The 24,334-nt window shown below is 70.9% G+C and carries 20 protein-coding genes; 8 read left to right on the forward strand and 12 right to left on the reverse strand.

Going from position 1 to position 24,334, the window contains the following annotated elements; translation table 11 throughout:
* Positions 1-15 precede the first annotated feature (15 nt).
* The gene (locus EJ357_RS36705; protein ID WP_126395972.1) at positions 16-1,338 is read right to left on the reverse strand and encodes a jacalin-like lectin; all 1,323 of its coding nucleotides are present in this window, start codon (positions 1,336-1,338) and stop codon (positions 16-18) included.
* Between the two features lie 260 nt (positions 1,339-1,598).
* On the opposite strand from EJ357_RS36705, the gene EJ357_RS36710 reads away from it, so the two are divergent.
* Together EJ357_RS36710 and EJ357_RS36715 are read left to right on the forward strand one after the other, a co-directional pair.
* The gene (locus tag EJ357_RS36710) at positions 1,599-3,338 is read left to right on the forward strand and encodes a PHP domain-containing protein (protein WP_126395973.1); all 1,740 of its coding nucleotides are present in this window, start codon (positions 1,599-1,601) and stop codon (positions 3,336-3,338) included.
* The gene (locus EJ357_RS36715) at positions 3,335-3,847 is read left to right on the forward strand and encodes a hypothetical protein (RefSeq protein ID WP_126395974.1); all 513 of its coding nucleotides are present in this window, start codon (positions 3,335-3,337) and stop codon (positions 3,845-3,847) included. Before EJ357_RS36710 ends, EJ357_RS36715 begins: the two co-directional genes overlap by 4 nt.
* 1 nt (position 3,848) lies before the next feature.
* Here the strand turns inward: EJ357_RS36715 and EJ357_RS36720 are convergent, their stop codons facing one another.
* The 10 genes from EJ357_RS36720 to EJ357_RS36765 all read right to left on the reverse strand — a co-directional run bounded on the left by EJ357_RS36720 (position 3,849) and on the right by EJ357_RS36765 (position 15,767).
* Positions 3,849-4,016: a hypothetical protein gene (locus EJ357_RS36720; protein ID WP_323377649.1), complete on the reverse strand. Its 168-nt coding sequence runs from the start codon at positions 4,014-4,016 to the stop codon at positions 3,849-3,851.
* Positions 4,017-4,019: 3 nt separating this feature from the next.
* A complete protein-coding gene (locus EJ357_RS36725; protein WP_126395975.1) occupies positions 4,020-4,835 on the reverse strand; it encodes an ABC transporter permease in 816 nt (271 codons plus the stop codon).
* A 1-nt stretch (position 4,836) separates the two neighbouring features.
* Positions 4,837-5,643 (reverse strand): ABC-2 family transporter protein, encoded by an 807-nt coding sequence (locus EJ357_RS36730; protein WP_126395976.1) that lies wholly within the window; start codon positions 5,641-5,643, stop codon positions 4,837-4,839.
* A gap of 1 nt (position 5,644) precedes the next feature.
* A complete protein-coding gene (locus EJ357_RS36735) occupies positions 5,645-6,652 on the reverse strand; it encodes an ABC transporter ATP-binding protein (RefSeq protein ID WP_126395977.1) in 1,008 nt (335 codons plus the stop codon).
* A gap of 137 nt (positions 6,653-6,789) precedes the next feature.
* On the reverse strand, positions 6,790-9,663 hold the full coding sequence (locus EJ357_RS36740) for a glycoside hydrolase family 2 TIM barrel-domain containing protein (protein WP_126395978.1): 2,874 nt from the start codon (positions 9,661-9,663) through the stop codon (positions 6,790-6,792).
* A gap of 12 nt (positions 9,664-9,675) precedes the next feature.
* A complete protein-coding gene (locus EJ357_RS36745) occupies positions 9,676-10,566 on the reverse strand; it encodes a carbohydrate ABC transporter permease (RefSeq protein WP_126395979.1) in 891 nt (296 codons plus the stop codon).
* Positions 10,563-11,531 carry a carbohydrate ABC transporter permease gene (locus tag EJ357_RS36750; protein WP_126395980.1) on the reverse strand — a complete coding sequence of 323 codons (969 nt, stop codon included), beginning with the start codon at positions 11,529-11,531 and terminating at the stop codon, positions 10,563-10,565. The genes EJ357_RS36745 and EJ357_RS36750 overlap by 4 nt, the downstream gene beginning before the upstream one ends.
* Before the next feature lie 20 nt (positions 11,532-11,551).
* A complete protein-coding gene (locus tag EJ357_RS36755) occupies positions 11,552-12,811 on the reverse strand; it encodes an ABC transporter substrate-binding protein (RefSeq protein ID WP_126395981.1) in 1,260 nt (419 codons plus the stop codon).
* Positions 12,812-13,010: 199 nt separating this feature from the next.
* Positions 13,011-14,279: an ROK family protein gene (locus EJ357_RS36760; protein WP_126395982.1), complete on the reverse strand. Its 1,269-nt coding sequence runs from the start codon at positions 14,277-14,279 to the stop codon at positions 13,011-13,013.
* A gap of 234 nt (positions 14,280-14,513) precedes the next feature.
* A complete protein-coding gene (locus EJ357_RS36765) occupies positions 14,514-15,767 on the reverse strand; it encodes a D-arabinono-1,4-lactone oxidase (RefSeq protein ID WP_126395983.1) in 1,254 nt (417 codons plus the stop codon).
* Positions 15,768-15,878: 111 nt separating this feature from the next.
* Here EJ357_RS36765 and EJ357_RS36770 point away from each other — a divergent pair, with 111 nt between their 5' ends.
* The 6 genes from EJ357_RS36770 to EJ357_RS36795 all read left to right on the forward strand — a co-directional run bounded on the left by EJ357_RS36770 (position 15,879) and on the right by EJ357_RS36795 (position 23,713).
* Positions 15,879-16,886, forward strand: coding sequence for a hydroxyacid dehydrogenase (locus tag EJ357_RS36770; RefSeq protein WP_126395984.1), 1,008 nt, complete (start codon positions 15,879-15,881; stop codon positions 16,884-16,886).
* Positions 16,887-17,251: 365 nt separating this feature from the next.
* Entirely contained in the window at positions 17,252-18,571 is a 1,320-nt protein-coding gene (locus EJ357_RS36775) for a radical SAM protein (RefSeq protein WP_126395985.1), read from the forward strand.
* 216 nt (positions 18,572-18,787) lie between these two features.
* On the forward strand, positions 18,788-20,281 hold the full coding sequence (locus EJ357_RS36780) for a cellulose binding domain-containing protein (protein WP_126395986.1): 1,494 nt from the start codon (positions 18,788-18,790) through the stop codon (positions 20,279-20,281).
* 241 nt (positions 20,282-20,522) lie between these two features.
* Positions 20,523-21,614: a ribosome small subunit-dependent GTPase A gene (gene rsgA / locus EJ357_RS36785; protein WP_126395987.1), complete on the forward strand. Its 1,092-nt coding sequence runs from the start codon at positions 20,523-20,525 to the stop codon at positions 21,612-21,614.
* Positions 21,615-21,800: 186 nt separating this feature from the next.
* The gene (locus EJ357_RS36790; RefSeq protein ID WP_126400500.1) at positions 21,801-23,201 is read left to right on the forward strand and encodes a DNA-3-methyladenine glycosylase 2 family protein; all 1,401 of its coding nucleotides are present in this window, start codon (positions 21,801-21,803) and stop codon (positions 23,199-23,201) included.
* A gap of 2 nt (positions 23,202-23,203) precedes the next feature.
* Positions 23,204-23,713 (forward strand): methylated-DNA--[protein]-cysteine S-methyltransferase, encoded by a 510-nt coding sequence (locus tag EJ357_RS36795; protein ID WP_175647649.1) that lies wholly within the window; start codon positions 23,204-23,206, stop codon positions 23,711-23,713.
* A gap of 121 nt (positions 23,714-23,834) precedes the next feature.
* On the opposite strand, the gene EJ357_RS36800 is transcribed toward EJ357_RS36795, so the two are convergent.
* A complete protein-coding gene (locus EJ357_RS36800; RefSeq protein WP_126395988.1) occupies positions 23,835-24,317 on the reverse strand; it encodes a DUF456 domain-containing protein in 483 nt (160 codons plus the stop codon).
* Positions 24,318-24,334 lie beyond the last annotated feature (17 nt).

Below are 24,334 nucleotides of genomic sequence, written 5' to 3' on the forward strand. Positions count from 1 at the left end.
GGAAGTCTCGCACCGTCAGCCGATCGGCGCGTACAGCACCCCCAGCTTGTCGATCTCGTCGCCCGACCGCCCCGTGAAGCCGACGATCTGCCAACCGGACGGCGCCGAGAAGGTCTTCGTGTCCGACGTCGCCGTTCCGGAGGACAGCGTCCGGCCCTTGTCCGTGGTGAACGACGCCGAGAAGATCCGTGTGCGGCCGTCCTTCTGACCCTGGGTCAGCTTTACGGCGGTGAGGTGTTCGCCGGATGCCAGGGTCAGGGAAGCGGCCGTGCCGCCCGTGCCGCCGTGGGTGAGGGCGGTGCCGCCGTCGTGGGTCAGCGAGACCGCGTCCAGGCGGGAGGCGCCGCGCAGGGTGAGGGTGCGGGGGGCGGGGGTGGCCGGCAGGTCGTCGGCGTCGTTGAAGGCGGTGCCGTGCGGGCCGCCGAAGAAGTCGCTCGCCCGCAGGGACGAGTCGACGGTGTAGGAGAAGTCGACCGTGTGCGGGAAGTGGTCGGAGAGGTGCTTGCCGTCCGCGCGGAGGAACTTGGCCCAGTCGTTGTTGTAGCGAGTGGCGTTGAGGGAGACCAGGTCGCTGCCGCGGTACAGGACCTTGTCCACGACCTCGCAGTCGTTCGTCGGGGCCGCCGAGTCGCACAGCAGCGCGTCGCTGCCCGCCGCCGGGGGCGTACCGCCCTTGATCAGTCGCACCCAGGCGTCCGTCAGACCGTTCTCGGCGACCAGCGTGCGGATGTTGTCGCCGGTGCGGGTGTAGCGGGTGTTGGTGTCGCCCATGACGATCACCGCGTTGCCGGACGAGTTGGCCTGGATGAAGTCCGACAGCTGCTCGACGTTGGCGCGGCGGGCGGCGAGCGCGGCGTCGTCGGAGTCGGCGTTGGTGTGGACGTTGTACAGGTCCACGAACACGCCCTCGGCGAGGCGTACCCGGGCGAGCGTGAAGCCCTTCGGGGTCAGGCAGTTCGTGCCGGTGCAGTTGTTCCACTTCACCCGCTGGAAGTCCTCGAAGGGCTGGTCCGAGAGGGTGTTGAGGCCGTCGCCGATGGCCGCTCCGCCGCTGGTCGCCGTGCGGTACGGGTGGGCGTCGTTGGCGTACAGCGACGCGTGGTAGTTGAAGTCCTCCTGGACGTTCACGATGTCGTACGGGGCCAGACGCTGCCCGATGAGCGGCGTGTTCGTCTCGGGGTCGCTGTCGCCGAGGCCGAGGGGGAGGCCGGCGACGTTGTACGTCAGGACGTTGAAGGTGCCGGAGGTGGCGGCCGTCGCGGGCGTGGCCGCGGTGGTGGTGAGGCCGGTGAGGGCCAGTGCGGCTGCCGCGAGGGTGGCTGTCAGTCGTCTTCTCATGGTGGGGGTGTCTCCGGTGGGGTGGGGAACGGCCAGAAGGTGAGCCGTGCTCAGGTTCGGTGTCAACCAGGGTGACGTACAAGGGCGGTTGGGGAAACAGTGAGGGGCGTGGCGTTCCGCCGTGTGCGGGGCACCGGGCGGCCACCCGCCGCTCGTTCAACGTTCACGTTTCGCCTTGATCCTCCACAGACGGCGCAGAAGCGCAGGGGGAGGCGGCTGCGGACGGCAGCCGAAGAAGGCAGCGGCATGGGGAGGCGTTCATGGGTCACGGGCACGCGCACGGTCATCACCACCACGGACACGGACACGGGCACCACGGCTCGCACGATCCGGCGGCGTCGTCCGACGCCCTGCCCGCCGCCTTCGACATCTCCGTCCCCGACGAGGCCCTGACCCCCGAACAGCAGTCGCGCCGCGGGCTGCTGCGCCGGGCCGGTCTGCTGGGCGCCGGGCTGGCCGCCGGCAGCGTCGTCGCACCGACCACGGCCGCCGCCGCCCCGACCGACGCGTCGCCCGCGTCCCCCGCATCGGGCGGCCGCAGGACGAACGGCTTCCTGTGGCTGGCCGGTGACCACCACATCCACACCCAGTACAGCAGCGACGGCAAGTACCGCGTCGTCGACCAGGTCCGCCAGGGTGCCAGGCACGGCATGGACTGGCTGGTCATCACCGACCACGGCAGCGCGACCCACGCCAGGATCGGCGTCGAGAAGGTCAACCCGGACATCCGGGCCGCCCGCGCCGCCTACGAGGACACCCTCGTCTTCCAGGGCCTGGAGTGGAACATCCCGGGCGCCGAGCACGGCACCGTCTTCGTGCACGCCGGCAAGAACGAGGTCGCCGTCCTCAAGCAGTTCGAGACCGACTACGACGGCAGCGTCAAGGGCGCCTCCGACTCCACGCCCGCCAACGAGGCCCTCGCCGTCGCCGGCCTGAACTTCCTCGCCGGGCAGGTGGAGCGCCGCAAGGTCAAGGACGCGCTGATGCTCGCCAACCACCCGGCGCGGCGCGGTGTCGACTCCCCGCACGAGATCCGCGGCTGGCGCGACGCGAGCCCGACGCGGCAGATCGCCGTCGGCTTCGAGGGCGCCCCGGGCCACCAGGCGGCAGGCCTGCCCGCGCCCCTCGGCATGGCCCGTGCCCGCGGCATCTACGACAACAACCCCAGCGCCAACTCCTTCGCCGGCTACCCGCTGGAGAGCTACCGGACCTGGGGCGGCTTCGACTGGATGACCGCGACCGTCGGCGGCCTGTGGGACAGCCTCCTCGCCGAGGGCAAGCCGTGGTGGATCACCGCCAACTCCGACTCCCACCAGGTCTACGCCGACACGGCCGTGCGCGGCACCGGCGGCGATTTCAACACCGACGGCCGCCACCCCGACCCGGTGTACGGCGGCCAGATCGACATCACCCAGGGCGACTACTGGCCCGGCCAGTACAGCCGTACGCACGTCGGGGCCGACGGCTTCTCCTACGCCGCCGTCATGGACGGCATCCGCGCGGGCCGCGTCTGGGTGGACCACGGCCGGCTCATCGGCGGCCTCGACGTCCGCGTCACCGGTGGCCGCCGGTGGGCCACGCTGGGCGGCGCCCTGCACGTCCGCAAGGGCACGAACGTCACGCTGACGGTGGACGTGGCGCTGGCCGGCGGCCCCAACTGGGCGGGCTTCGTGCCGAAGCTGGCCCGCGTCGACGTCATCCAGGGCGATGTGACCGGCCCGGTCGCCGACAAGGACACGTTCACCGCGCCGACGGCGAAGGTGGTCAAGTCGTACGAGGTGAACAAGTCGACCGGCATGGTCCGCCTCACGTACGACCTCGGCAAGGTCGACCATCCCGTCTACGTCCGCCTGCGCGGCACCGACGGCAACCGGACCGCGCCCGGCCCGATGGGCGCCGCAGTCGACCCGGCAGGCCCGGCCATCGACGTCGTAGGCGACGCCGACCCGTGGCGAGACCTGTGGTTCTACTCCAACCCGGTGTGGGTCCTGCCCTCGTGACGCCGCACGTCCTGACGGTGGACACGGAGGTCCGGGACCTCCGCACGGCCGACCACCTGCTCCACACCCTGGCGGCCGAACTCGCCCTCCCCGAGGGCACGTTCGGCTGCACCCACCTGGTGCGCGGAGAGCGCCCGCACGTGGCCCTCTCCCTCACCCTCCCGTCCGAGCCGCTCCTGCGTACCGCCCAGGAGCGGCTCACCGCCCGGGGTCACGAGGTGTCCCCGGGCTCGCCGGACACGGTGGGCCGGGCGGTGATCTACCCGGGCGTCTCGTCACTGACCGGCACCCTGACGATCGCCGACGTGCTCACCCACTCGGCGATCGACCGCGTCACGGTCCTGGGCGCGACCGGCCGACCGTCGCCGGAGACAAGGCTGGTGACGGGGGATCATGTCCGTCCGCAGTGGCAGACCGGCGAACTCGTCCTGACCGCCATGCCCGCCGTGGGCGGCACCCTCGTCCCCTTCGAGGTGCCCGATCCGACGCCGTGTTGCGCGGACCACTGACTCAGGCAGCCGGATTGAGCCCGTTCGACAGCCCGGTGTAGGCGGGCTTCGCCCCGTAGCCCTCGTTGTACGGCAGGGCGGCCCCGTACCCGCTGAAGGTCCCCGGCACCCACGAGTACTTGTCCGCCAGGCTGCCGCCGACGCCCCCGAGGTTGCCGGGCCGCCGCACCCGTTACCCGTTCACCCCCGTGTAATGCCGCAACGCCCACCGCCACACCACCCGCGACGCCAGATACAGCGCGACCCCGAGCAGCGGAGAGGCCGCCGCCAGCCAGTAGGGGACGCCGATGTCGTGGTCGTGGCCCGTGAGTACGGCGGTGGGGAGGTAGGCGACGAAGGCGAGCGGGAGGGCGTACGTCAGGAAGCCGCCCACCGCCCGGGGGAGGACGTTCAGCGGGTAGCTGCCGAACGTGCCGAGCAGTTCCTCCAGCCAGCGGCCCCAGTAGTCGGCGGCCGGGAAGCGCAGGCAGGCGCCGGCCACCGCGGTGAACAGGGCCGCCTCCAGCAGCATCCCGCCGATGACCGCGGCGATCAGGTACGAGACCCGGCCCGCTGTCCACTCCAGCTGACTGCGGCTGAGCGCGCCCACCATCAGGCCGGCCGCGACCGTGAGGTCGCCGATCGCGTTGGTCGGGAAGTAGGCGAGCTGGACCTGGCGGTGCACCGGCATGGGGCGCAGGAGATAGACGTCGATCCTGCCCTCCTGGACCTGCCGGCCGATGAAGTGCATCCGGCCCAGGAAGAGCACGAACAGTCCGTGCGCGAGCATCCGGATCGCCGGGATCAGCAGGACGTCCGAGCTGTCCCAGCCGCCCATCCCGGTGAACCGCGCCAGCAGCACCGTCGCGAACACGATCACCGACACCTGCCAGATCGCGCCGATCGCAATGTTCAGCAGGAACTCCGTGCGGTACTCCATCGCGGCCCGGATGTTGAGCAGCGAGACGCGCCACACGATGCGCAGGGACTTCGCGGTCTTCAACGACATCTCAGCCTCCCTGCGAGATCACGCGCCGCGCGGCCCGCCGCCACACCCACCGGGTGAACAGCGCCAGCACGATGACCCACGCGGCCTGGATCGCCAACTGGGCGCCCGCGTCGGACAGTTCGATGCGGCCGACGTAGATCGACAACGGCACGCTCAGCGTCGCCTGGAACGGCAGGAAGCCGCTCAGCGTGATGAACCAGTCCGGGAAGAACCACAGCGGCGCGTACACCCCGGACAGCAGGTTCTGCGCGAAGATCAGGATCAGCATCGCGGAGTTGTTGCGGATGGTGAAGAAGCACAGCTGGTCGAGGGTGAGCATGACGTAGTACAGGACCCACTGGCCCAGCAGCATGCTCAGCACGAACACCCCGGCCACGGCGGCCGACCCGGGGGGTTCCACGACTCCGGCCGCGAGGCACACCGCGTATCCGCCGAGTGCCCACGCCAGCCCGTACAGCTGCTCGCCGAGGGCGCGCAGGGCGTAGTAGCGCTGAGGCGGCAGCGGGCGCAGATACCAGTAGACGATCGTGCCGAAGTGCATGTGCTGAAGGACCGTGTCCCGCCCGGCGTACTGGTCCAACTCCCGTAGCCGGGAGGCGAGTACGGCCATGACGGCGTAGGTGACCGCCTGGTCGCGGCTCAGTCCGGCTGTGGTGCCCGTCTGGGCGTACAGGCCGCGCCACAGCGACGCCACCAGGACCACCTGGACGGTCAGCCGCAGCAGGACGGCCGTCATCCGGGGCGGTGTGTGCAGTTCGCCGAGCGGCGTGACGCGGGCGGCGCGCCAGCCGTGCAGTACGGCGGCCATCTCAGGCACCCTCCGGCGCCGGCCCGGCCTGCACGTACGCGGCCCGCATCACGTCCTCCAGGTCCGCTTCGTCGAGGGCGAGGTCCGTCACCTCGTACCGCTCGATGACCTGCTTGAGCGCCTGGTGCACGGTCGGCGCGTCGGGACCGTCCGGCCCGAAGACCGCCTGCGGGCCCTCGCGCCGCAGCAGCGCGATGCCCGGCAGCGCGCCGACCTCGGTGTGCGGGTCGGCGAGCGTCACCCGCACCTGCCAGGTCGAGCCGAACCTGCGGCGGATCTCGTCGAGGGTGCCGTCCAGGACGAGCCGCCCGTGGTTGATCAGCACGACCCGCTCGGCGAGCCGCTCGACCTCCGTCATGTCGTGGGTGGTGAGCAGCACCGTACGGCCGCGCTCCTCCACCTGGTGCCGCAGGAACTCCCGCACCTGCTCCTTCACCACCACGTCCATGCCGATGGTCGGCTCGTCGAGGAAGACGACCGGCGGGTCGTGCAGCAGGGCGGCGGCCAGATCGGAGCGGACGCGCTGGCCGAGGGAGAGGTGGCGGACCCGGGTGTCCCAGAAGGAGGAGAGGTCCAGGAGGTCGTCGAACTCCGCCAGACGCGCCGTGTGTTCTGGCTTCGGGACCTCGTAGATGTCGCGCAGGATCGCGAACGACTCGCGCACCGGGAGGTCCCACCACAGCTGGGTGCGCTGTCCGAACACCGTGCCGATGTTGCGGGCGTTGCGCTCGCGCTCCTCGTACGGCACCACGCCCGCGACCCGGGCCTCGCCGGACGTGGGGGTGAGGATGCCGGTCAGCATCTTGATGGTGGTGGACTTCCCGGCGCCGTTCGGGCCGAGCAGGGCGAGGAGTTCGCCCGGGGCGACGGAGAAGGTCACGTCGCAGACGGCGTGCTTGGCGACGCGCTCCGGGTTGACGAGTGAGCGGAGTGCTCCCGCGAAGCCGGGGCGGCGGGTCGTGGTGTGGAAGGTTCGGGACAGACCGCGAACCTCGATATTGCCATTCAAGCGACATCAACTCCCTTGTGGTGAACGCAAGTCGCGGCCGGTCGGCATCTCTGCCGACCGGCCGCTGGTGGCTCTCCGACGCTGTCGGAAAGTCGATCAATCGGTCAATCGATTTACAGGTTCCTTGCGAATGTTTCTCACTCGTGGTTCGAGAACACGAAAGAGAACTCCGCAGGCTCGGCCTTCAGGAAGTACTGCGGTAGCGGGCCGGGGCCGCACGACTGCGAACCGATGCCGTGCTGGCCGTGGTCGAGGTTGATCCAGAGGGTGTCGCCCGGCGTGAGGTCGGTCAGGTGCCGGGCGGCGTCCAGCTGTTCGTTGGTCCAGGGCCGGGCGCTGAACCAGAACTCCGGGACGCCCTCGATCCGCAGCCCGCCGAGCTCCGCCCAGCGGACGTCGGCGGCGGCGCCGTTCTCCTGCGGGCGGACGTACGGGGTCTGCATGTGCTCGATGTCCGGCATCCACTGGCCGAGCCTGGAGGCGGCCCGGGTGTCCGGGTACGCCTCGCCACTGCCGCCGAAGTACAGGACCTCCCGCGCGGAGTCGGCGGCGATCCCGAAGCGGATGCCGAGCCGCGGCAGCGGCAACGTCCAGTCGCCCTCGGGCGTCACGGACACGGTCAGCTTCAGCAGGGTGCCGTCGGACGTCCAGCGGTACTCCGTGCGCAGGCCCACCTCGGCGGCGGCGGGTGCCACCCGGGTGCGGACGGTCAACGCGTCGTCGCCCAGCTCCACGGCGTCCAGCCGGTGCTGCATCCGGTGCAGGCCGAGCTTGCGCCACAGCACGCCGTAGCGGGTGTCGTCCTGCCAGGACGCGCCCTCGTCGTTGTCCGTCGTCGCCCGCCACACGTCGAGGCGCAGTCCGGTGACATCGACGCCGCAGATCGACGTCGGCCGGCCCGAGCGGGCGTCGAAGGTCCCCGGGCCGAGGGTGATCAGGTGCTCGCCGCGCGCGGGCCGCTGCGAGGCGGTGACGGACACGGGTGTGCGGGCAGCGACGGTGCCCTGGCCCCACGCCACCTCATGCCCCTTGGGCCCCCAGGGGGTGTCCGCGGCGAGCAGCGCGCGGACCGTCCACAGGACCTCCTCGCCCTGGCCGTCCGGTGCCGCCGTCGGCAGTTTGACCTCCGCCGACTCGCCCGGCGCGAGCTGCGGCACCGCGAGCGTGTGAGCGCCCGTGGGGAAGCCGTCCACCGAGTAGAAGAACTCGTACTCCAGGTGCGAGAGATCGCCGAAGTCGTACGCGTTCGTCACCCGCACCGTGCCGTCCGCGCCGTCAGCCTCGATACGGACCGGCTCGATCACCTTCTTGTACTCGACGAGCCCCGGCGACGGCGTCCGGTCCGGGAAGATCAGCCCGTCGCAGACGAAGTTGCCGTCGTGCAGCTCCTCGCCGAAGTCGCCGCCGTAGGCGTAGCCCAGCTCGGGGTGCTTGATGCCGTGGTCGATCCACTCCCAGATGAAGCCGCCCTGGAGCCGCTCGTACCGCTCGAAGATCTGCTGGTAGTCCGCGATGCCGCCCGGGCCGTTGCCCATCGCGTGCCCGTACTCGCACTGGATGAAGGGCAGCCCGCGCCGCTTGTGCGTGCCGCCGTCCAGGCTCTGCCCGATGCGCTCGACCTCCTCGTGGGAGGCGTACATCCGCGAGTACACGTCGGTGTCCCGGCAGTCCCAGTCGCCCTCGTAGTGCACGAGCCGCGAGGCGTCCCGGCCGTGGATCCACTCGGCCATCGCGGTCAGCCCGCGTCCGGTGCCGGCCTCGTTGCCGAGGGACCAGAAGACGATCGACGGGTGGTTCTTGTCGCGCTCGACCATGCGGGCGGCGCGGTCCAGCAGGGCCGGGGTCCAGCGGTCGTCGTCGACGGGGTTGTCACGCCAGGCCTGCTCGGTGAAGCCGTGGGTCTCCAGGTCGCACTCGTCGATGACCCACAGGCCGTACTCGTCGCACAGGTCGAGGAAGGCCGGGTGCGGCGGGTAGTGCGAGGTGCGCACCGCGTTGAGGTTGTGCCGCTTCATCAGCAGCACGTCCTCGCGCATGGTCTCCAGGTCCAGCGCGCGGCCCTTCTCGGGGTGCCACTCGTGCCGGTTGACGCCCTTGAAGAGGACCGCCTTGCCGTTGACCTTGATCAGGCCGTCTTCGAGGACGACGGTACGGAAACCGATGCGCAGCGGCACCCGCTCGCCGGCCGTGACCAGCTCGCCGTCGTACAGCTTCGGTGACTCCGCTGACCACGGCTCGACCGCGACGGTCACCGGCTCGCCGGTCGCGACATCGATGTCGAGGGCGGGCACGGACACCCGCCCGTCGACGTCGGAGTCGACGCGCAGGGTGCCCTCGCCCGTGCTGTGGTCGTAGGAGGCGTGCACGAAGAAGTCGCCCGCGCTGCCCGCCGGGCGGTGCAGCAGGGTGACGTCACGGAAGATGCCGGGCAGCCACCACTGGTCCTGGTCCTCCAGGTACGAGCCCGCCGACCACTGGTGCACACGGACGGCGAGCACGTTGCCCGTCGGCTTCAGCAGCTGCCCGACCGCGAACTCGTGCGGCAGCCGGGAGCCCTTGAACTCGCCGATGTCCGTGCCGTTCAGCCAGACACGGGCGCAGGACTCCACGCCGTCGAAGCGGATCACCGCCCCGCCGTCCGCCGGCCAGTCCGCCGGCAGGTCGAAGACCCGCAGATGGTCACCGGTCGGGTTCTCGGTGGGCACGTGCGGCGGGTCCACCGGGAACGGGTAGAGGTGGTTGGTGTAGATGGGCGAACCGAACGCGCCGTCGCCCTGCAGGACCCAGTGGCCCGGGACCGCGACCTCGGCCCAGCTTTCGGCGTCGTACCCCGGCGCGGCGAAGGAGTCGTCCTCGGCGTCGGCGGTGGCCGACAGACGGAAGCGCCAGCTGCCGTTCAGGGACAGGGACTTCGCGTCCGAGGAGGCGTACCAGGCGCGGGGCGGAAGGGCCCCGCGGCCCGGGGAGACGTCCTCCACGTAGTCGGCGGACGGGGTGGTGCGGAAAGACATCGGTCTCCTTGCTCAGCCCTTGATGCCGGTCTGCGCGATCCCCTGCACCAGCCAGCGCTGGAGGAAGAGGAACACGAACACCAGGGGCAGGATGGAAATGGCCGTGGCCATGAAGATCAGGTGGTAGTTGACGGTCTGGTTCGTCATGTACGACGAGAGCGCGACCTGGACCGTCCACGCGCTCGGGTCCTGGCCGATGACCAGCGGCCACAGGAAGGCGTTCCAGCCGTTGATGAAGGTGATCGTGGCGATCGCCGCGAAGAAGTTCAGCGAGTTCGGCACGACGACGCGCCAGTAGGCGCCCCAGTAGCCGAGCCCGTCCACGCGTGCCGCCTCCTCCAGTTCTTTCGGGAACCCGAGGAAGTACTGCCGGAACAGGAAGCACGTGAAACCACTGAACAGGCCCGGAATGATGAGACCTCGGTAACTGTCCACCCAGCCGAGGGACGACACGAGGACGAAGCTGGGCACGAAGGTGACGGCCGTGGGAACCATCAGGGTCGCCAGGACGGCGTAGAACACCTTGTTGGCGTGCTTGTACGGGATACGGGCCAGGCCGTAGCCGGCCATCGAGCAGATCAGCAGGATGCCCGTGGTGTGCAGGACGGCGACGACCACGGAGTTCCACAGGGACTGGGCGAAGTCGACGGTGACGTCGTCGAACGGCTCGGTGATGTTGCCCCACTGGATGGAGGTGGGGAACCACTTCCACTCCTCGCCCGTGATCTCCTGGTCCGTCATCAGCGCGTTGCGGACGATCAGGTAGAAGGGGACGAGGAAGAGGAGCGCGGCGACGCCGGTCGCGATGTACAGACCGGTGTTGCCCATGACGCCGCCGCCACGCCTGGTCTTGGCCTTCGCCGGCTTCGTGACCTTCCTGAGGTCGGGTGCAGTGGTGGTCACTTGGACTCCTCACCCCTTCCGAAGCCCATGATCTTGCCCTGGAACAGCGTGACGACGCAGATCAGGAGGGTCAGGACGACCGCGCCCGCGCTGCCCGCGCCGTAGTTCTGGTTCTCGCCGAGGGCCATCTTGTAGAGCTCGACCAGCGGGGGCTGGCCCCAGGTGGCCTTGGGGAGCAGGTTGAAGAACTCGTCGAAGGCCTGGTAGGCGGCGATCAGCAGGAGCAGGATCACCGCGGTGGACGTGGCCCGCAGCTGGGGCAGTGTGATGTACCGGAAGGTCTGCCAGCCCGACTTGGCGCCGTCGATGGCGGCGGCCTCGTACAGCTCCCGCGGGATGTTCTGGAGTGCGGCCAGGAACAGGATCATGTAGAAGCCCGACTGGAGCCACAGGCGTACGGTCACGATGACCAGCCAGTACCAGGGCGGATCCGGGTTCGCCAGCCAGGCGACGTTGTCGATGCCGAACCAGCCGATGACCGTGTTCATCAGACCGAAGCGGACGCCGTTGAAGATGGACATCTTCCAGATCAGCGCGGCGGCGACATAGCTGACCGCGGTCGGCAGGAAGAACACCGACCGGAAGAACGCCCGCATGAACCGCAGCCGGTTGACCAGCAGTGCGAGGCCCAGCGACATGGCCCAGGTGGCCGGCACGATGAACGCGGCGAACACGGTGAAGGTGACGAGGGAGTTCCTGAAGTCGGCGTCCGTCAGGATCTGCTTGTAGTTGTCGAAGCCGACGAACTCGCTCGGTGTGACGGTGAAGCGGGCCTCGAAGAAGCTGAGATAGATGCTCCAGCCGATGGGCACGAAGACGAAGATCACCAGGCCGGTCAGGAACGGCCCGGTGAAGAGCCAGAAGTTGAAGGTGCTGTTCGCCGTGAGGCCCCGCCGCGGCCGGTCCTTGGAGACCTTGGCCGAGGCGGGGTTCTTGGCGACCCCGCGTGTGGTGGTGGTCGACATGTCGAGATCCGTCCGGCGGTCTATCCGAAGAGCTTCTTGAGCTCGGCGTCGACCTTCTTCTCGCAGGCGTCGAGCGCGGCCTTCGGGTCACCGTCCTTGCGGACGGTGTTGGCGATCACGTCCCAGAACGCGGCGATCATGGCCTGGGTCCAGCCGATGTTGTCGAAGTGGCCGAACTCGTTGAAGAGCTTGACTCCCTCGGCCGGCAGACCGGACTTCAGCTTGGTCGCGGACTCCGCGAGGGAGGTGCGTGGCGGGATGTGGAAGCCGTACGAGGTGGCGAAGTCCTCCTGGTACTTCTTCTGGTCGATCCACAGCCACTTGACGTATTCCTTGGCCGCCTCGACGTTCTTGCCCTTGGCGTTGACGAACATCGACCAGCCGCCGTTGTAGACCGACTGCTTTCCGGCGGAACCGACCTTCGGGAAGGGGAAGATGCCGATGTCGTCGCCGAGCGCCTTCTGCATGGCCGGCATGGCCCACATGCCGCACCACTGGATCGCGGTCAGGCCCTGGATCAGGGCCGACGGGTCCCACGAGTCGGCGGGGGCGTCCAGGAGCAGGTTGCCGCTGGTGAAGAGACCGCGCAGCTGCTTCAGGCCGTCGGCGACGGCGTCGGTGTTGAAGGCGGGCTTGTTGTCCGCGGTGAGGGTGTCGGCGCCGGCCGACCAGATCAGCGGGCGGTCCACCGAGGTCAGGTCGTTGCCGAGGAAGATGCCCTTGACCTTGCTGGTGGTCAGCTTGTCCGCGGCCTCGATCAGCTCTTCCAGCGTGGTCGGCACCTCGACCTTCGCCTTCTCGAACAGCGAGGGCCGGTAGAAGAGGAACTGCGGGTCGTCGATCATCCGGACGCCGTATATCTTGCCGTCGACCGTGTGTGACTTGATGTCGGCCGGATTGAAGTCGTCCTTGACCGGATCGATGATGTCGGTCAGGTCCGCCACCTGACCGCTCTTGACCATCTGGATCTGCGGGTGGAACTCGAAGACGTCCGGGGCGTTGTCGGTGAGCAGCGCGGCGAACAGCTTCTGCTCGAAGTTGTTGCCGGTGATCCACTGCGTGGTCACGTCGGCCTTGTCGTAGGCCTTCGCGTACCTCTTGACGGCCTGCTCGACGCCGGCCTCGCCATACGCGTGGAAGTACTGGACGAGGCCGTCGCCCGAACCTCCGCCGCGCCCGGTGTTGCTGCCACACGCCGCGAGCCCGCCGGCGGCGGCCAGGCCCAGAGCGGCTCGCAGTGCGGTACGGCGGTCGAAGTTCCTGCTGCTCAATGCCGACATGCTGACGTCCTTGTCTCGAGTGCGGCTGCGCCCTGCGCCGGTGGCTGATGCGGCTCAGCGCCAGGTGGCTCAAAAGGGGTTGCGGTGCGGGACGTTAACCTTCGGCTAAGGCTTCGGCAAGGGGTTGGACGAAGTCTGCACGAAGCGTTGCGCAACGTTCGGAATACCGGACGTAACGGGGTCGGGTCCCTGCCCGCCGTCACACGGGTGGTGCGGTACGACTCCTTGCGCGGTCGGTGCGTTTCGCCGTCCTGTGCCCCACCGACGGGGTCTTCTGGCCGACCGACTGCAGCGCTCCCTCCAGCGCGAACGTCGCCGCGCCGAGGCACACCGGGTCGGTGGGAATGGGGGAGAGGACGATCCGGGTGGCGGCCAGGGGCCGCCTGAGCGCATGCCGGGCCACGGCCTCGCGCACCTCGTGCAGCAGCGGCTCGCCGAGGGTCGCGGCGACCCAGCTGCTCAGCACGACGACTTCGGGGTTGAACAGGTTCACCAGGTCCGCGATGCCCGCGCCCAGATAGCGGGCGGTGTCCCGGACCACCTTGAGTGCCACCGGATCGTGCGCGGCGACCCCACGGGCCAGCGCGTCGATCGTGGCCGTCTGGTCCTCCGGGTGCAGCAGGGTGCTGTCGGCGGCCAGCTCCCGCAGGTTCACCATGATCCCGGGCGCGCCGACATACGTCTCCACACAGCCGTGGTTGCCGCAGTGGCACGGCCTCCCGTCCAGCACGAGCGTCGTATGGCCCCACTCGCCGGCGCTGTTGCTCACGCCCCGGTGCAGCCCGCCGCCGAGCACGAGCCCGGCGCCCACACCGGTGCCGAGGTTGACCACCACGGCGTCCCCGCTGCCGCGCACGGCACCGAACCACAGCTCGGCCACCGCGCTCGCGCGCAACGGGTTGTCCATGTACAGGGGATAGGCGATGTGCTCGGCGAGCAGGGCGAGCAGCGGCACGTCGTGCCAGTCCCAGTTGGGCGCGTACTCGCAGACGCCGGTGTCCCGGTCCACCTGCCCCGGCACGCTCACCCCGACGCCGAGCACCCGGGCGCCCTCCACGCCGGCCTGCGCGACCACCGCTCCGACGGCGGCGGCGACATGGCCGACGACCTGCTCGGGGCGGTTCTCGCCGGGGCGCATGTCCTCGTCGGCGCGGGCCAGGACGTTCAGGGCGAGATCGAAGAGCTCGACCCGGACGTACGTCTCCGCGATGTCGACGCCGATCAGCGCGCCGCCGGACGCGTTGACGGCCACGAGCCCCCGGGGGCGGCCGCCGGCCGAGTCCTCGAACCCGACCTCGGTGATCATCCGGAGGTCGAGCAGCTCGCCCACCAGGGTGGCGACCGTGGCGAGACTGAGACCGGTGGCGGCCGCCAGCTCCTGCCGCGAGGTGGGCGACGAGGCGATGATCTGGCGCAGCACCTCGTAGCGGTTCGCGGTGCGGATGTCACGTGATGTGCCGCGCTTCATCGAACTCCCCTCACTGGCAAGCACCGTTGCTTTCGGACCGGCTGGGGGTCCGGGGGCTGTCCCCCGGGAAAGCACAGCACCGGGCTGCCCCGTCCCTTCGGTCCAGGCCGGGTCGACGTCGGCACCGGCGCGGCGCAAGGCTATGGCGTGCGCGGACTTTCGACAAGGGGTTAGGAAAGGGGCTGTAGAAAGTCTTTCCGCTGGAAGGGCCCGGTGCGAGGGTACTGGCAAGTATCAGCCCTCGAGGACATCCCGCACAAACGCGTTGGCGAACTTTCCCGCCGGGTCCAGTTCCCGCGCCAGCGCCCGGAAGTCGGCCAGCCGCGGATACCGCCCGCGCAGCACCTCCGCCGGCACCGTGAACACCTTCCCCCAGTGCGGCCGCGGCTCGAAGGCGTCGAGTGCCTCCTCCAGCCGCCGCACCACCGGCAGGACGGCCGCGGTGTCCGCGATCCAGGTGAAGTGCAGCGCCACCGTGTCCCGGCCGTAGGAGGGGCTGAGCCACTGCTCGTCGGCGGCGACCGCGCGCACCTCGCAGGTCTGCAGTACGGGGGCGGCCGTTCCCCGTATCCCGTCGACGGCCCGCAGCGCCTCGACGGCGCACCGGCGCGGCAGCAGATACTCCGACTGCAGCTCGGCCCCGCTGCTCGGCGTGAACTCAGCCCGGAAGTGCGGCAGCCGCTGGTGCCACGGCCCCGGCACCCCGAACTGCTCCGTGCAGTTGACCGCCGGCATCCCCGGCACCGGGTGCAGCTTCTCGGTGGCGGGCGCGGCCCACGGGAAGTCCGGCAGCGGCTGGTCGGTGCGCCGCTTGAGCCACACCTGCCGGAAGCCGGGCTCGCGCCAGTCGGTGAACAGGCTGACGCTGTACGCCGCCGCCATCACCGTCTCGAACTTCCCCAAGTCCAGTCCGTCCAGCGGCAGTTCGGTGAAGATGTGCTGCTCGACGTCGAAGGACGGCTGCAGGTCGAGGGTGAGCGCCGTGACGACACCCAGGGCGCCCAGCGAGGTGACGGCACCGCCGAACCGCGGGTCGTCCCGGCCGACGGTCACCACCGAACCGTCCGCCGTCACCAGCTCCACCTCCCGCACGGACGTGGCCAGCGAACCGTTGCCGACGCCCGACCCGTGCGTGCCGGTGGCGACCGAGCCGGCCACCGAAATGTGCGGCAGGGAAGCCATGTTGGGCAGGGCGAGGCCGTGCGCGTACACCGCGCGGGCGAGTTCGGCGTACCGTACGCCGCCCGAGACCCGGACCGTACGGGCCTCGCGGTCCACGTCGATCGCCGGCGGCAGGGCGGCGATCGACAGCAGGACGCCCTCGGGGCCCGGCTCGGCGATCGCGTTGAAGGAGTGCCCGCTGCCCAGCACCCGCACCCTCTCGCTTCCGGCGACCAGGGCGCTGATCGCGTCGAACGAGTACGGCCGGTGCAACTCCTTGGCGGAGAAGGTGATGTTGCCCGCCCAGTTGGTGATCGTCTCGGTCATCCTTGCCGTCCTTCAAGGTGAGTGCCTGTGCGTTGACCCTCTCATCCGCTGCTGCCTACGGTAGAGAACGCTTTCTCATCGCCCCTCACCCTGCCGAGCGGAGGCCACGCCTTGACCCAGCGGGCGCACGCCGTGTTCGCCATGTCCTCCCACAACGTGCCGCTGGTCTTCCCGCCGGAAGTGCTGGCGCGGCTGCGGGAGTCGGTGGACATCGACCCCGGCCTGGTGGCCGAGGACTTCACGGACCCTCGCCTCGCGGACGCCCTCGCCCGCACCGAGATCCTCGTCACCGGCTGGGGCTGCCCCCGCCTCGACGCGGCGGTCCTCGACGCCGCACCGAAACTGCGCGCGGTGCTGCACTCGGCCGGCTCGGTCAAGAGCCTCGCCACGCCCGAGCTGTGGCGGCGCGGCATCGCGGTGAGTTCGGCCGCCGTCGCCAACGCCGTGCCGGTCGCCGAGTACACGCTCGCCATGATCCTGCTCGCCGGGAAGGACCTCTTCGCCGCCCGCGACCGCCTGCGCGGCGAGCGGGCCTTCCCCGGCTGGGGGCTCGTCCCCGGCATCGGCAACCACGGCCGCCGGGTCGGCGTCATCGGCGCCTCCCGCATCGGCCGTAAGGTGCTGGAACTCCTGGGCCCCTTCGACCTGGTCCCCAGCCTGACCGACCCCTACGTCGACGAGGCGGGCGCCGCCGCGCTCGGTGTCCCCCTCCTCCCGCTCGACGACCTCCTGCGCACCTCGGAGATCGTGACGATCCACGCCCCCGAGACCCCGCAGACCCGCCATCTCATCGGCGCCCGCGAGCTGGCCCTGATGCCCGACGGGGCGGTCCTGATCAACACCGCCCGGGGCGGTCTGCTCGACCACGACGCCCTGATCGCCGAGCTCCGCACCGGCCGCCTCTCCGCGATCCTCGACGTCACCGACCCCGAGCCCCTGCCCGCCGACTCCCCCCTGTACGACCTGCCGGGCGCCTTCATCACCCCGCACCTCGCGGGCTCCCAGGGCAACGAGGCGGCCCGCCTGGGGCTCGCGGTCGCGCGGGAGGCGGAACGGCTGGCGGCGGGCGGGGAGGTGGCGTACGCGGTCGATCCGGCGGTGCTGGAGCGGGAGGCATGAGCCACGGCGGGCACCGGCGTCGGCGCGCCGCGCGCTGACGTGCGCGGCACGGCCGCGCCGCTGGGGGAGTTCGGTCGGCCCGCCTCGACGCCGTCGCCGGGCGCTGTTCGTGCGCCCGGTTCAGGGCGGGAAGGTACTTCGCCGGGGCCTCGTGTTGGCCGCCACGCCCGCCGGTGCGGGCTTGCCATGCGCGGGAACGCGCGCGACGGCGACCGGGGGACACAAGCCCGAAGCGTCCCCGCGGCCACCTCCTACTCCCCCCATCCCCTCGCCGCGACCGCCCCGAGGGGCCCCGGCGCCGCTCACGCCCGGCCGGGGGCATACCGTGAGGAGTCGTACGCCAGAGAGCCGGGAGGAGATTACGGATGGGCAGCCGCACCGCACTGGTCGAGGATCTGATGGAGCGATTCCCGCACGTACCGCGGGAAGCCGTTTTCAAGGAGGATCTGCTCCGGGGCGGGGTGGCCTTCGATCCCTCTGCCCTCAGCGACAACGAGGACGGCGAGGTCAAGCCGAAGTCGTACTTCATCTTCTCCTTCGACCACGGCACCCTGCCGGAGCTGGGCGAGGCAGCGCTGCGGCGACCGCCGGAGGAGATCATCCTGACCGGCGGGCCGTACGACCTGCGGCGCACCGTCGTCTCGGTGCGGGTGAACCCGGCGTCGCCGTATCGCGTCGCCGCCGATGACGACGGCGTCCTCGGCCTCTACCTCGACGGCAAGCGGATCGCCGACGTGGGCGTGCCGCCGATGCCGGAGTACTACCGGCACACCCTCGCCAACGGGAAGTCGGTGATGGAGGTCGCCCCGACCATCCAGTGGGGCTACCTGATCTACCTCACCGTCTTCCGGGTCTGCCAGTACTTCGGCGCCAAGGAGGAGTGCCAGTACTGCGACATCAACCACAACTGGCGCCAGCACAAGGCGGCCGGGCGTCCGTACACCGGGGTGAAGGACGTCGAGGAGGTACTCGAGGCCCTGGAGATCATCGATCGGTACGACACGGCGAAGGCCTCCACCGCCTACACCCTCACCGGCGGCGCGATCACCAAGACGGTCTCGGGGCGCGACGAGGCCGACTTCTACGGCCACTACGCCAAGGCCATCGAGGAGCGCTTCCCGGGCCGCTGGATCGGCAAGGTCGTCGCACAGGCGCTGCCGCGCGACGACGTGCAGCGCTTCAAGGACTACGGCGTCCAGATCTACCACCCCAACTACGAGGTGTGGGACGAGTACCTCTTCAAGATGTACTGCCCGGGCAAGGAGCGCTACGTCGGCCGCGACGAGTGGCACAAGCGCATCCTCGACTCGGCCGAGGTCTTCGGCGCGCGCAACGTCATCCCCAACTTCGTGGCCGGCGTGGAGATGGCGGAGCCCTTCGGCTTCACGACCGTCGACGAGGCCATCGCGTCCACCACCGAGGGCCTGCGCTTCTTCATGTCCCACGGCATCACGCCCCGTTTCACCACCTGGTGCCCCGAGCCGACGACCCCGCTCGGCAAGGCCAACCCGCAGGGCGCGCCGCTGGAGTACCACATCCGTCTGCTCGAGGCCTACCGCGCCACGATGGACGAGTTCGGCCTGTCCTCGCCCCCCGGCTACGGCGAGCCCGGCCCCGGCCGCGCGGTGTTCTCGGTGAGCTCCTTCATGGACAGCCTTCCCGCGGGGGAGTCCACGACGGTATAGACGGTGTGAGTGAGTTGGCGGTACGGGTGAGACGGACGGGACTTGTATCCGTACAAGTGGTTGGAGTTGCGGGGACGCGACGGTCTGTCATGACATCTGAACACGACGCTTGTCAGTTGTGTTGAATACGTGAAAGGCTCATGCCCTGCCGCGAGGTTCCCCCCAACTCCACTGCCAATATGGCGAGTTGACCTCGCATGTGGATGCAGGAGACTCATGCCCGACCTGCCGACTCCCCAGGACGCCACCGAGGCCGCGCTGTTCTCCGAGTGCTGGGACGCCGTGCTGTCGTACGCCGACCTGTGCACGGCCGGCTCCTCGGCGGCCAACCAACTGGCCGCGGAGGCCTTCTCGGCCGGCATACGCGAGGCCCGCGAGGCCGAGACCGGGAGCTTCAGAAGCGCGGGCCGCCGCTCGGCCCGCCTGCCCCGGATCCCGCTCCTCCTGACCGCCGTACGCTCCACGGCGGCCGCCTGGGAGGAGACCGGCCAGGGCCACAAGCTCGACCCCGACCTGCGCCTGTGGCTCAACTCCGACAAGGCCGCCCGCTACACCGGACCGCCGCTGCAGCGCCCGGTCGCGCTGCGCGGACTGCGCGACATGCAGGAACCGGACGCCACGCTGCTGTGGCTGGCCGAGGTGGAGGCGCTGCCGCTGCCCGCCGTGGCCCGCCGGCTCGGCCTCGACCCGGACACCGTCTCCGAGGAACTCGCCCAGGTCCGGGGCCTGTTCCGGGACCGCTGCCAGCGCAACCACCTCGACACACCGATGGACGCGCACTGCCGCAGCTACGCCCGCCTCCTGGACGCCGTCACCCGCTCGACCGGCGCCGACACCCCGGACGACCTCTCCCGCCACCTCGCCACCTGCGTGCGGTGCGCCGAGGCCGCCGCCTGTCTGCGGCTGCACGGCGGCGGGCTGCCCGGGGCCCTCGCCGGCGGTGTGATCGGCTGGGGCGGCCTCGCCTACCTGGAGCGCCGCCGCCGGGCCGCCGAGGTGCGGCTCGGTGCCCGACGCCCCGACCCGGCGGACGCGGACGGCCCGCCGAACCCCGGCGCGCACAAGGCGCGCGTCGTGCGCAACGGCCTCCTCGTCGCCGCCGTCCTCGTCTCGGCGCTCGCCCTCGCGGTGTCGGTGATGCCCGCCGGCTCCACCGGCGACGGCAGCACGGCGGGCGGCGACCCCTCCGACCGCCAGCCGGTCGCCGGCCCCGGCTTCTCCGCGCCGGTGACGTCCGCCACGCAGGCCGCGTCGGACTCGCCGGAACCGTCGAGGACGACCCCGCGCCCCGACTCGCCCGAGCCGAAGAACCCCGACCCGGAGCCCCAGGGCACCACGTCGTCCACGGCCGACGAGGACGACCCGGACCCGTCCCCGTCCACGAGCGAACCGGCGACCTGCGGCGTCGAGTACGACCTCGTCAACGAATGGCCCGACGGCTTCCAGGCCACCGTCACCGTCACCACCGAACGGGCCCTCGACGACTGGCGCGTCGCCTGGTCCTTCCGCGACGGCCAGGAGGTCGGCCAGATGTGGGACGCGAGCTTCGCCCAGAACGGCTCCCGGGTCACGGCCAAGGCCGCCGACTACAACCGGACGGTCCCCGCGGACGGCACGCTCTCCTTCGGGTTCATCGCCTCCTGGGAGGGCGAGAACTCGGCCGCGTACGACTTCTCGTTGAACGGGCACGACTGCGCGAAAACCAGTTGACGGGTGTTCGTGGGGCCGGGCTACAGTGACGGCTGTTCAGGGCGGTGGCCGGTGGCCGCCGCCGTCGAGCGGACGTATCCGACGTAGGTGAGGAGGTGTCGACCGATGGCTGTCATTGCGATGGGCGCTGCCCGCATCCAGTTCATCAAGTCCACCTCCGTGGCCGCCGGCTGAACTCACCCGATCTCTCCGCGTCATGCGTACGCGGCTGCCGGGGCCGCCCTTTGTGAAGGGTCACCCGTTGACTTCCACCTCTGTTTTCTCCGCGTTGGCTCCCTACGGCTGGGACTCGGCCTGGGCCGACGCGTTCACCCCGTACGACGCCGAGGGGCTGCTGCCCGGGCGGGTTGTGCGGGTCGACCGCGGGCAGTGCGACGTCGTCACCGCCGACGGGGTCGTACGGGCCGACACGGCCTTCGTCACCCCGCACGATCCGATGCGGGTCGTGTGCACGGGGGACTGGGTCGCCGTCGAACCCGCCGGGAGCCCGCGGTACGTGAGCGCGTATCTGCCGCGCCGTACCGCCTTCGTGCGCTCCACCTCCTCCAAGCGGTCCGAGGGGCAGATCCTCGCGGCCAACGTCGACCACGCGATCGTCGCCGTGTCGCTGGCCGTCGAACTCGACCTCGGGCGGATCGAGCGGTTCCTCGCGCTGGCCTGGGAGTCGGGCGCGCAGCCCGTCGTGGTCCTGACCAAGGCCGACCTCGTGCCGGACGCGGTGACGCTGTCGCATCTCGTCCAGGACGTCGAGACGACGGCACCCGGGGTGCCCGTGCTGCCCGTCAGTGCCGTGGACGGGGACGGGCTCGACGTGCTCGTCGCCCTCGTCTCCGGCGGTACGTCCGTGCTGCTCGGGCAGTCCGGCGCGGGCAAGTCGACGCTCGCGAACGCCCTGCTCGGCGAGGACGTCATGGAGGTCCAGGCCGCCCGGGAAGTCGACGGCAAGGGGCGTCACACGACGACCACACGGAATCTGCTCGCCCTGCCGGGCGGCGGGGTCCTGATCGACACCCCGGGGCTGCGCGGCGTCGGGCTCTGGGACGCCGAGACCGGCGTCGGCCAGGTCTTCTCGGAGATCGAGGAGCTGGGCGAGCGGTGCCGTTTCCACGACTGCGCGCACGAGGCCGAGCCGGGGTGCGCCGTGCTGGCCGCGATCGAAACCGGTGAGCTGCCCGAGCGGCGGCTGGAGAGCTACCGGAAGCTGATGCGGGAGAACCAGCGGATCGTGGCCAAGACCGACGCGCGGCTTCGGGCCGAGATCAGGCGGGACTGGAAGCGGAAGGGGGCGGAGGGGCGCGCGGCGATGGAGGCGAAGCGGGGCCGTTGGCGGTGACGGTTCCGGTGTCCGCTTGGCCGTGTCCGGGGGCTGCCGCTCCCCCGGCCCCCCGGCTTCGGCCCTGAACGGGTCTCGTCCTCAAACTCCCTCAGAGGGGGCACCCCCCAACGGGCTGGTCGGTCAGCGCCATGTCCGTTTTCCGCTGGCCCGCCCCCTCGCCGACGGCGGACACTGGACCCCGTGATGGACGAAGACACCAGGTACGAGGCGGTACGCAGCCGGGACGGTCGTTTCGACGGCGAGTTCTTCTTCGCCGTCGAGACGACCGGCATCTACTGCCGCCCCAGCTGCCCGGCCGTCACGCCGAAGCGGCACAACGTGCGGTTCTTCGCGACGGCCGCCGCCGCGCAGGGCTCGGGTTTCCGGGCCTGCCGACGGTGTCGGCCCGACGCCGTGCCGGGGTCCGCCGAGTGGAATGTGCGCGCCGACACGGTGGGGCGGGCGATGCGGCTGATCGGCGACGGGGTCGTCGACCGGGAAGGCGTCTGCGGGCTCGCCGCGCGGCTCGGCTACAGCGCCCGGCAGGTGCAGCGGCAGCTCACCGCCGAGCTCGGCGCCGGGCCGGTGGCGCTCGCGCGGGCCCAGCGGGCGCACACCGCGCGTGTGCTCCTGCAGACCACCGAGCTGCCGATCACCGAGATCGCGTTCGCCGCCGGGTTCGCCAGCGTGCGGCAGTTCAACGACACGATCCGGGAGGTGTACGCGTCGACGCCGAGCGAACTGCGGGCCGCCGCCGCGCCGAAGGGCGGTCGCGGCGCCCGCAGTGCCGGCACACCGTCGGCCGGGATACCGCTGCGGCTGGCGTACCGGGGTCCGTACCGGAGCGGTGCCGTCTTCGACCTGCTGGAGCGCGAGATTGTGCCCGGCGTCGAGGTCGTGACCGGGCCGCCCGGGCGTCGGACCTACCGGCGCACGCTCCGCCTGCCTCACGGCACCGCAATCGTCGCCGTCGACGAGCGGACCGGTGCCTCCAGGGCACGGGGCGGCGCCCATCCGGGCGGCTGGCTCGACGCCCGTATCCACCTCACCGACCCCCGCGACCTGACCACCGCCGTCCACCGGCTGCGGCGGCTGTTCGACCTCGATGCCGATCCGTACGCCGTGGACGAGCGGCTCGGCGCCGACCCCCGGCTCGGGCCCATGGTCGCCGCCCGGCCGGGGCTGCGCTCGCCCGGTGCCGCCGACGCGGAGGAGTCGGCGGTCAGGGCACTGGTCGGACCGGCGCGGGCCGAGCGGCTGGTGGCGCGGTACGGCAAGGCGCTCGACTCGCCCTGCGGCAGCCTCACCCATCTGTTCCCCGAGGCGGCGGTCCTCGCCGACGCCGAGCCCGACGGTCCTCTGGGCGCGCTCACCGCCGCCCTCGCCGACGGTGCCCTACGGCTGGACCCCGGCGCCGACCGGGACGAGGCGCGGCGTGCGCTGCTCGGTCTGCCCGGCCTGGACGCCCGTACCGTCGCCGTCATCCATGCCCGCGCCCTCGGCGACCCGGACGTCGCCCCACCCGGCGTCGACGTCCCCGACAGCTGGCGCCCCTGGCGCACCTATGCCTGGCAACACCTGCGCGCAGCAGGGGAGTTGGAGTAAGCATGACCACCCTGAACGCCCTCCACTGGACCGAGCTCGACAGCCCGCTCGGCCGCATCCTCCTCACCGCCGACCCGACGACCGGTGCCCTGACCTCGCTCTCCGTGCCCGGGCAGAAAGGCGGCCGCGCCGTCCAGGACGGGTGGCGGCACGACCCCGCGCTCTTCCGCGCGGCCGAGGAACAGCTCGCCGCCTACTTCGCCGGTGAACTCAAGGAGTTCCAGCTGGAGTTGCGCAGCGAGGGGAGCGAGTTCCGGGAGCGGGTCTGGGCCGCCCTCGGCACCGTTCCGTACGGGGCCACGACCACGTACGGCGAGGTGGCCGCCCGCATCGGTGCGCCCCGCGCCGCGGTTCGGGCCGTCGGCGGCGCGATCGGCGCCAACCCGCTGCTGATCCTCCGCCCGTGCCACCGCGTGATCGGCGCCGACGGGTCACTGACCGGGTACGCGGGCGGCCTCGACCGCAAGGTCCGGCTGCTGACGCTGGAGGGCGCGATCCAGGGCAACGCGTGACGGACCATCGCGTGACGGGCATCGCACCTCCATCTGTACGGCGATTCATCGGAGCTATCTCCCGGTGCAACGTCGAGAAGGGGTCCTGGTCGTCGATCTCTAAATACAGAGACCCGATGTATCAGCCCGAGAACACCGCTCCGACCCACGCCGCCGCGATCAGCTGGCACGTGAACAGCTCCGCCAGCACACTCGACCCGCCCGACCGCATCGCCGTCCTCAGCGCGGCCCTCGCCTCGCCGTGGCGGCCCAGGCGGCGCCGTTCCTCGACGTAGATGCCGGCCATGAAGCCGGGGATGGAGCCGAGTACGGGGATCAGGCAGAAGCCGAGGAACGAGCCCACCCCGGCGTACACCGCCATCCGAGGCGTGGCGCCGCTCTCCCGCAGCCGGCGCGGCGGCAGTGCCCAGCGCGCCACCTGGGAGAGGAACAGCGCGACGGTGGCCCCCACCAGCACCCACCACGCGACCGGCTGGGGGTCCTGCAGTGCCCACCACATGACCGCGGCCCACACCAGCCACGACCCCGGCACCCCGGGCACCAGCACCCCGCAGAGGCCGAGCAGGAGGACCAGGCCGACCAGCACGAGGTCCCACACTCCCATCTGACCAGAGTGCCGGA

The sequence above is a fragment of the Streptomyces cyaneochromogenes genome (assembly GCF_003963535.1).
Taxonomy (GTDB): domain Bacteria; phylum Actinomycetota; class Actinomycetes; order Streptomycetales; family Streptomycetaceae; genus Streptomyces; species Streptomyces shaanxiensis.